At 62.1% G+C, this 14292-nt stretch carries 13 protein-coding genes; 5 read left to right on the forward strand and 8 right to left on the reverse strand.

All coding sequences use genetic code 11. The annotated features are described in order from the left end of the window. Nucleotides 1–5: 5 nt before the first annotated feature. Together BR24_RS00725 and BR24_RS00730 are read right to left on the reverse strand one after the other, a co-directional pair. Nucleotides 6–263, reverse strand: a complete 258-nt coding sequence (locus BR24_RS00725; RefSeq protein WP_496539596.1) for a hypothetical protein — start codon at nucleotides 261–263, stop codon at nucleotides 6–8. A 339-nt stretch (nucleotides 264–602) separates the two neighbouring features. Continuing rightward, nucleotides 603–1028: an RrF2 family transcriptional regulator gene (locus BR24_RS00730; protein ID WP_496539597.1), complete on the reverse strand. Its 426-nt coding sequence runs from the start codon at nucleotides 1026–1028 to the stop codon at nucleotides 603–605. Nucleotides 1029–1351: 323 nt separating this feature from the next. Here BR24_RS00730 and BR24_RS00735 point away from each other — a divergent pair, with 323 nt between their 5' ends. Next, on the forward strand, nucleotides 1352–1990 hold the full coding sequence (locus BR24_RS00735; RefSeq protein ID WP_496539598.1) for a hypothetical protein: 639 nt from the start codon (nucleotides 1352–1354) through the stop codon (nucleotides 1988–1990). A 50-nt stretch (nucleotides 1991–2040) separates the two neighbouring features. Here BR24_RS00735 and BR24_RS00740 read toward each other — a convergent pair whose 3' ends face one another. After that, nucleotides 2041–5103: an EAL domain-containing protein gene (locus BR24_RS00740; RefSeq protein WP_496539599.1), complete on the reverse strand. Its 3063-nt coding sequence runs from the start codon at nucleotides 5101–5103 to the stop codon at nucleotides 2041–2043. A gap of 202 nt (nucleotides 5104–5305) precedes the next feature. On the opposite strand from BR24_RS00740, the gene BR24_RS00745 reads away from it, so the two are divergent. After that, nucleotides 5306–6211, forward strand: a complete 906-nt coding sequence (locus BR24_RS00745; RefSeq protein WP_496539600.1) for a YceI family protein — start codon at nucleotides 5306–5308, stop codon at nucleotides 6209–6211. 6 nt (nucleotides 6212–6217) lie between these two features. Here the strand turns inward: BR24_RS00745 and BR24_RS00750 are convergent, their stop codons facing one another. Continuing rightward, nucleotides 6218–6508, reverse strand: coding sequence for a hypothetical protein (locus BR24_RS00750; protein WP_496539601.1), 291 nt, complete (start codon nucleotides 6506–6508; stop codon nucleotides 6218–6220). Nucleotides 6509–6719: 211 nt separating this feature from the next. Between BR24_RS00750 and BR24_RS00755 the strand changes: the two genes are divergently transcribed. Next, a complete protein-coding gene (locus tag BR24_RS00755; protein WP_496539602.1) occupies nucleotides 6720–7451 on the forward strand; it encodes a tetratricopeptide repeat protein in 732 nt (243 codons plus the stop codon). Here BR24_RS00755 and BR24_RS00760 read toward each other — a convergent pair. The 3 genes from BR24_RS00760 to BR24_RS00770 are packed head-to-tail and all read right to left on the reverse strand — an operon-like array spanning nucleotide 7448 to nucleotide 11013. After that, nucleotides 7448–8149 carry a dienelactone hydrolase family protein gene (locus BR24_RS00760; RefSeq protein WP_496539603.1) on the reverse strand — a complete coding sequence of 234 codons (702 nt, stop codon included), beginning with the start codon at nucleotides 8147–8149 and terminating at the stop codon, nucleotides 7448–7450. The genes BR24_RS00755 and BR24_RS00760 overlap by 4 nt on opposite strands. Next, nucleotides 8146–9678: a sialidase family protein gene (locus tag BR24_RS00765; RefSeq protein WP_496539604.1), complete on the reverse strand. Its 1533-nt coding sequence runs from the start codon at nucleotides 9676–9678 to the stop codon at nucleotides 8146–8148. Before BR24_RS00765 ends, BR24_RS00760 begins: the two co-directional genes overlap by 4 nt. A 42-nt stretch (nucleotides 9679–9720) precedes the next feature. Continuing rightward, nucleotides 9721–11013 carry a phenylacetate--CoA ligase family protein gene (locus BR24_RS00770; RefSeq protein ID WP_496539605.1) on the reverse strand — a complete coding sequence of 431 codons (1293 nt, stop codon included), beginning with the start codon at nucleotides 11011–11013 and terminating at the stop codon, nucleotides 9721–9723. A 194-nt stretch (nucleotides 11014–11207) separates the two neighbouring features. On the opposite strand from BR24_RS00770, the gene BR24_RS00775 reads away from it, so the two are divergent. Further along, nucleotides 11208–11972, forward strand: a complete 765-nt coding sequence (locus BR24_RS00775) for a prepilin peptidase (protein ID WP_496539606.1) — start codon at nucleotides 11208–11210, stop codon at nucleotides 11970–11972. Between the two features lie 3 nt (nucleotides 11973–11975). On the opposite strand, the gene BR24_RS00780 is transcribed toward BR24_RS00775, so the two are convergent. After that, complete coding sequence (locus BR24_RS00780) at nucleotides 11976–13229, reverse strand: BaiN/RdsA family NAD(P)/FAD-dependent oxidoreductase (RefSeq protein WP_496539607.1); 1254 nt, start codon at nucleotides 13227–13229, stop codon at nucleotides 11976–11978. Nucleotides 13230–13481: 252 nt separating this feature from the next. On the opposite strand from BR24_RS00780, the gene BR24_RS00785 reads away from it, so the two are divergent. After that, a complete protein-coding gene (locus tag BR24_RS00785; RefSeq protein WP_496539608.1) occupies nucleotides 13482–14249 on the forward strand; it encodes an exodeoxyribonuclease III in 768 nt (255 codons plus the stop codon). Nucleotides 14250–14292 lie beyond the last annotated feature (43 nt).

Below are 14292 nucleotides of genomic sequence, written 5' to 3' on the forward strand. Positions count from 1 at the left end.
CAGTTTTACGACTCGACAGCTTTGTCGCCGGGAGGTTCGCAGTGGGCGTTCTTCACTTCATGCGGCGACAGCGAGGAAGAAGCCCCGGGGGACAGTCGGACACCGGGACGATTGGGCAACTGAGGCAGGATGGCGTCGGGGCCGTCGCAGACGTCGGCCTCCATTGCGGCATGGTCGGCTGAAAAGGCGAAGACCTCGCGATGCCTCGGGGCTTCGCAATGGAGCGATTTGCTCGTGTGTCGATAGGTATCGGCTCTGTTCACGTCTCGCCCTGTCCCTCGGGACGGTGTCCCGTTTGTTCCATTGCAGGCCTGATTGCCTTCGGGATGGAACGGTCACGATATCTGATAAAGTCAATCGGGATTAATCTAGTCCGGAATGGAGGCAAATCGTACCGAGTTATTCCCGATTGGAGAGGTCCGGATTAACCGGAAAATTGTATACTTGTCAAGGGGGTGTATTTTTAGGATGTTCTTTTAAAACAGCATGTTGAAAAAATACTGCTCAAGATTGCGATTTTTTTAACATGAAATTTTGGTGAAAAAGCAGACGGGGTGCCGTGGGCACGCGAGGGGCGGTGGAGGGTGGTTCGGGCTGGCGGATCAGTCGGTGAAAGGAGTGCCTTCCGGTGATTCCATGAGGTCGGCAAGGGTGATGGAGTCGAGTTCCTCCTCAAGAACCTTGGACGCCCGCTGCCAGACCTGACGAGTGCGGCAGACCGGGGTTCTTTCGCACAGGCCGTCATCATTGATGCAGTCCGTGAGGCGGATGCCGCCTTCCATGATGCGCACCACGTCGCCGACGGTGATCTCGGCCGGGTCCTTGTCCAGAATGTGTCCGCCCGCGGCGCCGCGGACCGAGGTTATCAGCCCTTCTTTCTTGAGCGGGCGGATGATCTGCTCAATGAACTGGGCGGAGATGCCCGTGGACTCGGAGAGAACCGTGGTGCATTGCGGCATGTCGGTCTGTCGCAGGGCCAAATCGAGAAGCAGACGTGTCGCGTAGCGGGAGCGTGCGGAAAGTTTCATGTTCCTCGGTTGGATAAGAATTGATGGGCGTATTCCGTTTCGGACGCGTTATAATCTTACTTGATTAGGTAGATAAATCAAGAAATGACGTACATCGAGGGCGACAAACACGACGTCCCCAAGGAGCCGTTTTTCCGGGTCGTGAACCGGCCCGGGGGGAGTCTTTGCCGTAACCCCTTTCATGGATGGGAAATTTTCCTTGTGGGGAAATCGGCCTCACTAATTATTACCGAATTCGTTCCCTTCAAGTCCGCGGCTGACTGAGCCAATATGCCCATCATCGAAAACTTGGTTTGTATGAACCGCAAAGACAAGGAGGTTCCATGCGATACATCAAGATGACGACATGTATGGCAACGGCAATGATGATGATAGTGTTCACCGCTGTCGCTGCAGCGGCTGCGGACCCTGCCGGAGCCAGAAACGATTCGTGGATCACTTTCGGCGGCACCGTCGAGGAGGTGAAAGCGGACTCCTTCACCGTTGACTATGGTGATGGAAAGATCACCGTGGAGATGGATGACGGTGACAGAGACGCCGACGGATACAAGCTGGTAAAGGGTGACGAGGTGACCGTATCCGGCCGCGTTGACGATGACGTGTACGAAAAGCGGACCATTGAGGCTTCGAGCGTGTACGTCGAGAAGCTGAACACCTATTTCTACGCCAGCCCCATGGATGAAGAGGATTTCGCCCTTACCTATTATGGCCGCGTGGAATATGGAGACATGGTCCTGCGAGGCGTTGTCACCGATATAGTGGGGTCGGAGGAGTTCAAGCTCGATACCGGCCTGCGCGAAGTCGTGGTGGAAGTTGACGAGCTGCCGTTCAACCCGCTCGACAATGAAGGATACCAGCGAATCGACGTGGGTGACGTGGTCAGCGTGACCGGCAACATGGACGAGGACCTTTTCGAAGGCCGCGAGTTCGTCGCCGACTCGGTGCTGACCATCGCCGAATAGTCGTCCGACAGCTAGAGCATGACGGGGCGGGAGGTTTTCCTCCCGCCCTTTTATGTGGCAGGGTCCGGTATTTCGTAGCCGCTCTGCTCAAGCTGCCGGCTGAAATCCGATGCGGGCATTGGAGGGGAGAAAAGGTAGCCCTGAATACAGGAACACCCTTCGGCCATGAGATATTTGAGCTGTTCCGGCGTCTCCACGCCCTCGGCCACCGTGTTCAGGCCCAGCTCGCGCGCGAGGGTCACGATGGTGCGGACGAAGGTCCTCCCTTCGGCGTCCTTGCCGTCGAGCATCCAGATGAAGCTCCGGTCGATCTTCAGGGTGCTGAAGGGCAGACGCTTGAGGTAATAGAGCGATGAGTAGCCTGTACCGAAATCATCCAGCGAAAAGAGCACGCCCCGCTTCGTAAGCTGGTTCATGACGGAGGCCGCAGTCTCGAAGTTCTTCATGAGGGTGGTCTCGGTGAGCTCCAGCGTCAGCAGCTCCGGAGGCAGTTGTGTGCGCTCGAGTATGCCGACCACTTCGTCCACGAGCCCCTCGCGCATGAAGTGGTTGGCCGAGAGGTTCACGGATACCGGACGGATTGTGCCGGTGCGCCGATACCACTCCAGCGTGTCGAGGCAGGCGCGTTCCATGACGAAAAGGTCTATCCCCTTGATCAGACCGGTTCTTTCCGCAAAGGGGATGAAGTCACCGGGGGGCACGAGCTTGCCGTCGCGTCGCCAGCGGACAAGCCCCTCCATGCCGACGATCTCTCCGGTACCCTCCGTGACATCCACCTTGGGCTGATACCAGACCTCCATTTCGTCGCGGTCCAGCGCGTGCCGCAGGGCGTTCTCGATTTCGAGATGAGCGCGAGAGCGCTGGTTGAGCGCATGGGTGAAGAAGCTGTACGTGTTCTTGCCCACCTGTTTCGACTGATACATGGCCAAATCGGTGGAGCGGACGATCTCTTCGGCGTTCTCACCGTCTTCGGGCGCGGCGGCGATGCCGATGCTCGCCCCGAGGTAGAAGCTCGCGTCGCCGACGTAGAACGGCGACTGGAAGCATTCAAGCAGCGTCTCGGCCCTGGTGCTCAGACCTTCCCGGCCCATACCGCTTTCCGAAAGAAGGCCGAACTCGTCCCCGCCGAGCCGGACCAGCAGATCGCCCGGCTTCAGACTCTCCTGAAGGCGGGCGCCCACATCGGCGAGCAGTGCGTCTCCCGCTGCGTGGCCAAAGGTGTCGTTGATGTTCTTGAATTCGTCCAGATCGAGCATGAACATGCCCAGAAGCCGTTCGGTTCCCGTGACTTCGGGGATGCGTCTTTCGAGCTCGTCCATGAGGAAATAACGGTTGGGCAGATTGGTGACGGTGTCGTGATAGGCCTTTCGTGCCAGCTCGTTCTCCACGGCCTTGCGGCGGGTGATGTCCAGCAGCGAGGCCACGCTCATGGAGGTCTCGGGAACCACGCCCACGGTGAGCTCCACATTTCGGACCCCGCCCCCGGAGGTGAGAACGCGCGCCTCGTAGGAGCGTGGCGCGCTGTCAGGGTCCGCGCGCCGTCTCTTGTGGTATTCGAGCATCCAGATTGCGTCTTCGGGGTGGAAGAAATCCATCCAGCGTGAGTGGTGTTCCACCACATCCTCGGAAGGCGCTTCCACCAGTTTGCAGAACTCGCCGTTGGCCATGGCGATGGTGCAGTCCTCTTCGATGAGGATGGTGGCCGTGCCGGTGTTCATGAAAATCGCGCGGTACAGGTTTTCGGATTCGGCAAGCTCGCTGCGGACCGTTTCCAGTTCGGTGATGTCCACGAAGGATTCGAGGAGGAACGTCGCGCCATGGCGGATTACGGGAACGGCGGATTTGAGGATGTGCTTGCGTGTGCCGTCGGCAGTGACGATCTCGCACCGGCGCATTTCGCCGCTTTTTCCCTGGTCGAGTATGGGGCAGTCGGTGTTGTTCTGTGGGCAGATGACCTTTTGGCAGGGGACGCCTATCACGTCCTCTTCCGCCAGCCCGATCATTTCCGCGGCTTTGCGGTTGATCTGTACCACCGTCCGGGTATCTGCCGAGACCATGGCCACGCCCACCTGCATCGAGTCGATGAGTTCCTGCTGGAAGGTCTCTTGCGCACGCAGTTCCCGAATGACGGTGTTCATGTCCCCGGCCAGATCGGTGACCTCGTCGTCGCCCGGCAACTGGATGGTGCTGCTGCGGTCACGGTCTCCGGCCACGGTGGAGAGTTGACCGCGAATATCCATGATGCGGTCGGTCACGCGCACCCGGAACTGCCGGTACGCCAGCACCGAGAGCAAAAAGCTCGCGGCTACCAGCATCCCGAGCAGGGTATACATGGTCCTGTAGCCGGTCTTGGTGATGCGTGCGGGCAGGACCATGGAGACTTTGAGCGCGGGCCTGTCCATGACGTCCCCCAGCACGGTCGCGGCCGTGATGGTCTCTCCTTTCTTTCTGGTCGTAATGGATCCCGGCCGGGCGTCCTTGGGAGGAGGGGACATGGAAAGGTTCACCTGCATCTGCTCGCTTATCCTGTCGAGCAGCGATGCGTCGAGAAGGCGGCTCATGAGCATCCAGCCGCGCGGCGGGCCGCTCAGGTCACTGTTCCTGATGCGCTCCACGGAGATCATGTGCACCTGTTCGCCCACGGCGAGCAGGCCCTTGGTTGTCATGTCGTTCGTCTTCACGGCGTTCGGGGCCCACTGATGCACAAAGGCTTCCAGCTGCCAGGGGATCTGCACAAGGGATTTGCGGTCGTCCGCCAGACCCTTCCCCCAGATGATCTGCCCCTGCGGCCTGAAGAAGGCCACTGCCTGCAGGTTGGTCTCCGTGTAGGTGGAGGGCACCAGATTGGAGCGGAGATATTTCCGGTTCCGGTTCTGAACGAAGTCGTAGGTGTCGTCCCACCAGGCCCAGTCCCGCGTGAGGCTTTGCAGGTTGTCCACCGAGTGCTCGATGATCTTCACCGTGCGGACCACGTTGGTACGGGCCTGCTCTGTTTCGATCTTTTCGAATTCGGGCAGCAGGAATGCGTGAAAAATGGCGAAAGCCGCCGCGACGGTGGCCGCGAACGTCCCCGCCAGAATGAGCAGTGTGGTGGACTTGATGGTAGTGCGCATGATTTGTACCTCATGGCACGATAGCAGGGTGTATTGAAAAAACAAGCGGATTAGAGTGGCCTGCGCAGGGAGGTGCCTGCGGCAAATGCGTCGCTTCGGCTTGACGAAACGTTACTCTTTGCAATACTTTCCGGATGAAATGGATAAACCGAAGCATCGGCCCGGAGCTTTCGCTCAGGCCGGTCCACGCCCGGAGGAACACATGGCTATCGGCAAGCTCGGCATCATCGAGACTATGGACATGATCCGTGAGGAAAAGGCGGTGCTGGTGGATGTTCTGGTGCCCGAGCATTTCGAGCGGCGCCACATCCCCGGCGCGGTGAACGCCTGCGTCTACGAGGTCGGATTCGTTGCGCTCATGGAGAAGATCATCCCGGACAAAAACGCCGCGGTGCTCCTCTACGGGGCCGGCCCCGGATCGCTGGACTGCCTCGCCGCCGCCGAAAAGCTGGAGCGCGCGGGGTATGCCCATGTGTATTATTTCCCGGGCGGATTGGAGGAATGGCGTGAGGAGGGGTATCCGCTGGACGGGTCCGCGGTGCGCGCGGTGGATCCGCCGCACCCCGAGCTTGTGCTTGAGCAGCGGGTGTATCCGCTGGCCGCGCCGGCAAGCGTCATCCGCTGGACGGGGCGGAGCGCCAACGGTTCGCACCACGGGCTGCTTCCCGTGAGCGCGGGCGAGTTCGACGCCCGCAGTATGACTGGCGAATTCAAGCTGGACATGGGCGGACTCAAAAACCTCGATCTTGAAGGCGACGAACTGCAGCCGGTGCTGGAGGAACACCTGCGCTCCGATGACTTCTTCTTCACATCACTGTTTCCGGATGCCGTGTTCCGCATCACCGGGATGCAGCCCATCCCCGACGCCCCGGCCACGCTGCCGAACTACCGGGTCATGGGTGACCTGACCATGTGCGGAGCGACCCGCGACGTCTTTTTTGCCGCCCAACTCAGAAATGCGGCCGAGGGAGTCTCCCTTCAGGGAAACCTCGACCTCGACCGCACCGAGTGGGGCATTATCTACGGTTCATCCCGCTTTTTCCAGCATCTCGGCTACCACGTCGTGTATGATCTCATCAGCGTGGATTTCAGGGTGGTGCTGGTCTAGCGGGGGTCAGGTGGCGAACTCCATGCCCTCGAAGATGGCGTCCTCGTCATAGAGCTCGGGGTCCAGTTTGGAGACCGCCTCGAAGAAGGCGTCCCAGCCCTTGACTTCGTCGACTTTTTTGTTGTCCACGAAAATCTTGAAGGTCAACCCTTCCGGGCACTTGGTCATGTTCAGCACCAGTTCGCCCTTGGGCGTGTGCTCCGTCCAGAAGGCGGACCACGAGGTGCGGTCGCCCTCGGTCTTCTTGTACTTCTCGAAATAGGCGTCGAAGATGTCCTTGATTCGTTGCTTTTCCATATAATTACCTCCACTTTTCATACTGCTGCAAATCGTGTCTCGATGCAAGGGACTGTTGCTTCCCGGGCGTATATCGGGTAGTTCCCGGATGGATGCCGCAAACGCGTTCGGGACGGGGAGCATTTGCGGCGAGTTCGGGCCGCACTCCGGCTGGTATGCGGCGTCTTTGCATGGTCTCGGGCGTAAAAACGCATTTTGAGCGAGGGGTTACGTGAGCGAGAGGGAGATTCTGGGGGTCTACTCCCACAGTACGCGCTATCAGTACAAAGTCGGTGAGCGCGGGTCCCGGTACCGCAACGGTACCTATTGGTTCGTCTGCAAACTGCACGACGAGGCCTACGAGGTGCAGCCGCTCAACGCCAACAGCCTTCCCTCCGGCGTCCGGCGCATCGTGGACCGCGAGGAATTTCTCAAATATTATACTCCTGAGCTGGACTACTACCAGCAGCGGACCCTCCCCTGCATGGAGACCCTGTATCGCAAGGTGAAGCTCGGCAGGCGCTACTTCAACCTCGGCAAGCTCACGGACGCGGAGCGCGAATTCTGCGAGGTCGTGGTCATGCAGGAGGAGAACGTGGACGCCAACATCGGGCTTACCGACGTCTACTCTGAACAGCGCGAATTTTCCAAGCTGCGCGAAGTGTTGGACCGGCTGCTGAACAATGACGAGGTGTTCCGCGAGGAGCAGCGCCACAAGTTCAACGAGTTCGGCATCAACCTGAGAAAGCGCGAGTTCTACGACGACGCCATCCGTTTCTACGTCAAGGCCATGGAGATCAACGGCGAGGACGACCACCTGCACTTCAATGTGGCCCGTGCGTGGTACGAGAAAGGCAAGCTGGACGAGTGCCGCGACCACCTCAAGCAGGCCTTGAAGCTGAACCCCCGCTTCCCCGAAGCCGAAGCGTTTCTGGTGCTCGTGACCAAGAAGATGGGCTGCTAGCGGTCCCGGAGGGCTTCGATCAGCGTTCCGGCGATCATGTCCTGCACGCGGGAGGCCGCGGGCGCGTCGAAACAGTCGTTGCCGACATCGGCGAAGCCGTGCTCCACGTCGCGCAGCAGCACCATGTCCCACTCGGCTCCGGCCGCGTTCATCTCTTGCTCGAAGTCAGCAGCCTGCTCGTCGGGCGCAACCGCATCACCGGCCACTCGCACGACAAGCAGTTGCGCGCGGATGTCACCGGGCTGCGCCGGGTGCGATGTGTCCAGATATCCGTAGATGCTCACCGCACAGTTCAGGGGCGCATCGGTACGCGCCAGTTCCAGCGCGGCGCCGCCGCCGAAAGAGAAACCCAGCGCGCCGAGGCGGCTTTCATCCACATCCGGGTGTCCGGCGAGCGCGTCGAGGCAGGCTCTGGCCCGGCGGCGCATGAAGGGCCTGTCGTCCCGGAAGACGCGGTGCGCCGTGGCCGCCTCCTCGCGCGTGGCGGGACGCAGGGCCGGGCCGTAGAAGTCTGCGGCCAGCACGGCGAACCCTTCGGCCGCAAGCGCGCGGGCATGGTCGAGGGTGGACTCGCCGAGGCCCGTGAATTCGTGAATCAGCAGTACGCCGGGAAACGGTCCTTCGCCTTTCGGCAGCACCAGAACGCTCTCCAGTCGCGTAGCGTCGTGTTCATGTTGGAAATCCTGTTCCCGTATCATTTGAAATCATCCCTTGAAAAACGTGTGCCCATGATCCGAGATGACAGGCCGGGAGCGTAATCCGGTTCATCGCCCCCGCCGTGATGATAGACGCAGAAAAAGTCGCCGTCCGGGGTGACGCACCAGCCCGAGTAGCCGAAATCCGCCCATGCCGCATGACGGTCGTTCTTCAGTTCCAGCACCTTCTCCCGCACCCAGCGATCCGGCAGGCCCTGCGTGTGGTCCCACGCAAAATGATGTTCGCGCAGCTCGCGTGGTTCGTTGACGCTCACCTTCAGGTTCCGCCAGACGCAGTCCACCTCGTTGTCCTCGAAGGGCAGGGGTGCGCCCACAAGGATGCCGCGCGTCTCGGCGCTGTCCATGGGGACGGTCATGGCAATGCGGTCGCGGTCGTTGACCGTCAGTTCGCAGACACCGCCCGAATAGCTCAGGCGGAAGTGGTTGAATGTGCCCGGCTCCAGAGGGAGCACATGCTCCCCCTCGGCCTCGACGCGGTCCGGAAAGACGCGCCACCAGCAGCCGAGCCGCAGGCCGCAGCCGTTCCGCCCGGCGCGGTCCACGCGCAGGGTGGCCTCAAGCTCGGCGGTGGCGGAGCGGGGATCGGTCATGGGCCGCAGGGCGAAGCGCGTGACGTCCGGGCCTGCGTCGTTTCGCCAGCGCATCCCCTCGGCGGTGAACTCAGGTGGCGACGCATGGGAGATCCTGCCGTGGACCCGGAACCCTGAAGTGAGTTCGTCCAGATCACCCATCCATGCGGCGGTTCCCCAGTCCGGTCCGACGTTGCGATAGGTCGCCAGCAGCTTCCCGTCCGGGGTGATCCCCAGCGTGGGACGGTGCCCGACGAGCGGCGTGGGAATCGGGTCGGACCATGTGTCGCCGCCGTCGTCGCTCAGGCTCAGGTACATGGGCTCATAGACCATGCTGTTCTCGCGCATGAGGCAGGCCAGCCTGCCGTCAGGGAGCAAACACAGGCTGCCTTCGCACAGCACCAGATTGCGATGGCGCGCGATGGGAGCGTGCTGCTCCCATGTGGCGCCCCGGTCCTCTGAGCGGTAAAGCATCTGCTCCGTGGGCGCCTGCCGGATGGCCGGATGCGCCGCCTGCCCCCGGTGACAGTGCCCGGTCGTGAGCAGGGTCTCCGTGCCGAGGGCCAGCGGCCGGTCCAGCAGGCCGTGTGCGGTGATTTTCACGCGGTCGTCCGCCACCCAGTGCTCGCCGCCGTCCGTGGACCATGTGGCGTTGGGCGGAACGTCGTCCATGAGCAGAATCTGGCCGTCGGAAAGAACGGAAAGGCGCGGGCAGTGGCTGCGGCGGGCGCGGATCATCCTCGGGCCGGACCATGTCAGGCCGCCGTCCGTGCTGCGCTGTTGCATGAGCCTGCGGCGGTTGCCCACGTGCCGATCATATTCGTTGTAGACCACGAGCAGGCTGCCGTCGTTCATGGTGCGCACGTCCGGAAAACAGAGATAGTGCCCCTGCCGGTGGTCGATGACCACATGGCGCGAGGCGTCGTCGGAAAGGCTTGGCACGGCGTACTCCTTCCGGCCCGGCGGGGCGGGCCGGCGGTTGGATCAGGTGTCGGCCCGGTCGTCCTGCACGCGCTTGGTCTTACCGAAACTGCGCGGAAGCTCGCCGGGGTTGACGATCTGCACTTCGCTGCGAACGAGAATGTGCTTTCTGATCTCGTCGCCCACGGCCCGCGCCAGCGCCTGATCGCTGTCGGAGCGTTCGTCCGGCCTGCGCTCCACGCGCACGGCCATGTGGTCCAGTCCGTCGCGGCGGGTGAGCTGGATGAGGTATTCGGCGGACACGCCGGGGACGTGTCCCAGCACCTCGGCGATCTGGCCGGGGTAGATGTTCACGCCGCGGAAGATGAACATGTCATCCGAGCGGCCCAGAATCTTGTCGTGACGGGGCATGGAGACGCCGCAGGCGCAGGTGCCGGGAATCAGGCGCGTCAGGTCGCGGGTGCGGTAGCGGATGAGCGGCGCGGCTTCCTTGGAGAGGGTGGTGACCACCATCTCGCCCACTTCCCCCGGCTCCACGGGTTGCAGCGTCGTCGGGTCGAGGATCTCCAGAATGTAGATGTCCGCCCAGTAGTGGACGCCGTCGTGGGCCGCACAGTCCAGCCCCGCGCCCGGACCGTAGAGCTCGGTCATGCCCGTGATGTCGAAGCTGTCCTCCAGCCCCAACGCCTCGCCGAACTGCCTGCGCATCTTTTCGGAGTGTGCCTCGCCGCCGAAGATGGCTTTTTTAAGGGATATGCGTTCCAACAGGCCGTTCTTCTGAACCTCCTCGCCCATGAGCAGAGCCATGGAGGCCGTGGAGCACAGGCAGGTGGGGCTCAGGTCTTCCAGAATCTGAAGCTGGATTTCCAGCATCCCCGGGCCGATGGGCAGGGCCATGGCCCCGAAGTGTTCGCAGCCGAGCTGAAATCCGGCGCCGGCGGTCCAGAGGCCGTAGCCCACGCATATCTGCACGCGGTCTTCCACGGTCAGTCCGGCCAGCTCGTAGCAGCGGGCGAACATGTGCTTCCATGTGTCGATGTCGCGCTGGGTGTAGCTGAGAATCTTGCGCTTGCCCGTGGTGCCGCTGGAGCCGTGGATGCGCACCACGTCCGCCTCGGGCACGGCCAGCAGCGGCAGCGGGTACCCCGCCTTGAGGTCTTCCGCGGTGGTGAAGGGCAGACTGGTGATATCGTCCAGGGAGGTGACGTCGCCCGGCTCCACTCCGGCCTCGCGCAGCTTCGCCTCGTAGAAGGGGCTGTTCTCGTAAGAGTGCTTCACGGTCCACTGAAGCCCCCTGCTCTGGATGTCGGCGATTTCGTCTTGCGAAAGGTGCGGTATGAATCGATGCTCGGACATGGTCTCCCTCGAATGATTCCGTGTGGCCCGGCTTGTGCGCGGACAGGAAATGAAGTAGCCAAAATGGCGAGAACGTCCGGGAGCCGAGTCGGGGCCCCGGAAGGTCGGAAAGGGCGGTCCGCGTCGTTGCTGTCGACTGCCCGCTACGCGCCATTCATGCATAATTCCGACGCATTCATCAAGTGGGAAGCCTCATGCCGTCACCGGATGCCATACCCGAAACACTGTGGTTCGCCCTGCCCACGGCCATGGGCGCGGGGCTTTTGCTCGGCAGCCTGTGTACCCTTCTGGTGCACCGCTATGTTGAAGAAAAGCCGCTGCTGTCGCCGTTTCGCTTCCCCCTGCCGCTTCGCTGGCTCTTTTCGCCCGCTTCCGCGGGCAGCCCGGAGCGGCCCCTCGGACCGGCCATCGAGACAACCTTTACGCTCTGGGCGGTCGCCCTCTCGGTCAAGTTCGGGCTGTCGTGGTTCTGGCTGGCGAACATGGTCTTCGGCGGGCTGTTCATCTTCGGCAGCTTCGTGGACCTTCGCACGTTCATCCTGCCGGACCGCGTGACAATCGGCGGCTTCGTGTTGGTGATTGCTTATAAGGCAATGCTCGGTCTGCAGCTCGGCAACGTGCTGATGCCGCTCAAGCCCGCGCTTCTGGGGGCGGGCTTCGCTGCCGGGCTGTTCTGGGTCATGCAGCGGGTCTACCGCATCGTGCGCAAGGAGGAGGGACTCGGCACCGGCGATGTAAAGCTCATGCTGCCGGTGGGCGCGCTCGTGGGACCGGCGGGGCTGCCGTTCACCATCCTCGCAGCCGCGCTGGGCGCCATGGTCGGCAGCGTGATCTACATGCGACTGCCCGGGGCATCCGGCTTCAAGACCAGAATCCCCTTCGGTCCCTTTCTTTGTTTCGGGGCCATGCTTTACATCCTCGTCGGGGAAGCGGCCATGCGCTGGTACGTTTCCTTGTAACGATCAATCTCTGCCGAGGGCCTCTGCACAGGCGTGCGCCGAGGCCCACGCCCACTGGAGATTGTATCCGCCGAGCCGCCCCGTCACGTCCAGCACCTCGCCTATGAAGTACAGTCCCGGCACCTTCTTGCACTCGAATGTCTTGGAGGAGATCGCGTCCGTGTCGACGCCGCCCGCCGTGACTTCTGCCTTGGCGTAGCCTTCGGTCCGGCGCGGAAGCAGCTCCCGGCGGTGCAGCAGACCAGCGGCCCGCGCCGCATCCCCTTTGGAAATCTCGGCCAGCGGCTTGTTCGTCAGCGATTTCGGCAGCAGGGCGACGCATCGTTTCGGCAGGTGCTTTTCCAGAAGCCTGCCCAGCTTCATGGGGCCGCGGTTGTTCTCGATGAGCTCCACAATATTCTGTCCGGGAAGGAAGTCCACGATGAGCGGGGCGCCGGGGTTCCAGCGCAGGGAGGCCTGCATGGGCGCTGGTCCTGAAATGCCCTTGTGCGTGAACAGCAGGTCGTCGAGGTGTGCGGTGCCGCATGTCTCGACCCGTGCGGGGAGCGCGGTCCCCGCCAGTGATCGGCACAGCTCGGCATCAGGGCCGGAGAGTTCGAATCCCACCAGCGCGGGGCGGGGCTTGATGAGATTCAGCCCGTACTGCCGGGCGATGTCGAAGCCGAGACGGCTGGCTCCTGCCTGCGGCCATGACGGTGCGCCCAGGGCCACCACCAGCTTCGGGGCGGTGTACTCTGCGCCCTTGAAACGCACGGTGAACGGTCCTTCGCCGGAAACGGCTTCGATACTGCCGTCGAGGACGATCTCGACGCCCGCCTTCTTGGCGCGGTCGACCAGTTCCCCGGCGAGCCGTCCGGCCTTTTCCGCGCAGAAAAGCTGTCCGGCGGCCTTTTCCTCGTGACTCAGGCCGCACTCCGCGAAAAAGGCCACCGCGTCCCACGGGGTGTGGCGGGCCAGCGCGGACTTGCAGAAGTGCGGGTTGTCGCAGAGGTAGTCCTCCGGGCCGGTCTCCAGGTTGGTGAAATTGCAGCGGCCGCCGCCGGAGACGCGGACCTTCATGGCGGGCTTCTGTCCGTGTTCGAGCACGGTGACGCTCCGGCCCGCTCGGGCCGCGTTGATGGCGCAGTAAAGACCGGAAGCCCCGGCCCCGAGGATGATGACGTCGCTTTCTGGCATGGCGGATTTGTACGGCAGGGGGCCGTCGCTGGCAAGCGGGAACGTGTTCGCCTTTCGGCGGGGCGGGCGCTTTTCAACCATGAAAAGTTTTGTTATGGAGTTCGGACTCATGGCGGACAATCGCCACAATCGAGGAGGGTAAGGCTTATGATGGGTTTCTTTTGGTTTTTTCTGGGTCTGGTCGCCGTCATCGCCACGTTGGCAATGATCAAGGTCAGCACGCCCAACGAAGACTAGGACAGGTCGCCCGGCGACGGGCGAAGCATCTTTTCCGCAAGGGAGCCGTCCCCGTATCGGCGGGGTCGGTTCCCTTGCGTGTTCCCGGGAGGCGGGATGATCATCTATTCGTGGAATGTGAACGGCTACCGCGCCGTGCTCAAGAAGGGCTTCGAAGACTGGCTGGACGCCTGCGGGGCCGACGTGGTCATGCTGCAGGAGACCAAGGCGCACCCCGACCAGCTCTCGGATGAGGGCAGGGCTCCTGAATCCTACGAGCACCACTACTGGAACTGGGCCACGGTCAAGAAGGGCTATTCCGGCACTGCCTGCTTCTCCCGTCCCGAACCGCTTTCCGTGCACTACGGCCTTCCCGATGAAGCGTATCAGGGCGAAGGGCGCGTGGTGCGGCTGGAATACCCCGACTTCTGGCTGTTCAACATCTACTACCCCAACGGGCAGATGTCCGACGAACGCCTCCGCTACAAGATGGGCTTTTACGATGCGTTTCTCGCCCATGCCGAGGAGCTGCGCCGGGACAAGCCCGTGGTGGTCGGCGGCGACTTCAATACCGCGCACACCGAAATCGACCTCAAGAATCCCAAGTCCAATTCCGAGCGATCCGGATTTCTGCCCGAGGAGCGGCAGTGGATCGACAAATTCATCGAGCACGGCTACGTGGACACCTTCCGCATGTTCGAGGATGGGCCGCACCACTATACATGGTGGTCGTACCGCTTCAACGCCCGCAAGAACAACGCGGGGTGGCGCATAGACTATTTCTTCGTCTCCGAGGAGCTGCGCGAGAAGGTGCTGCGCTCCTGGATAGAGCCGGACGTCATGGGTTCCGACCACTGCCCGATCGGGATAGAGCTGGACGTTTAAAGGGCCGGGGTTTTTCTTGAGCATCCCGTCCGCTTGCATTACA

Source organism: Pseudodesulfovibrio halophilus DSM 5663 (genome assembly GCF_059568665.1).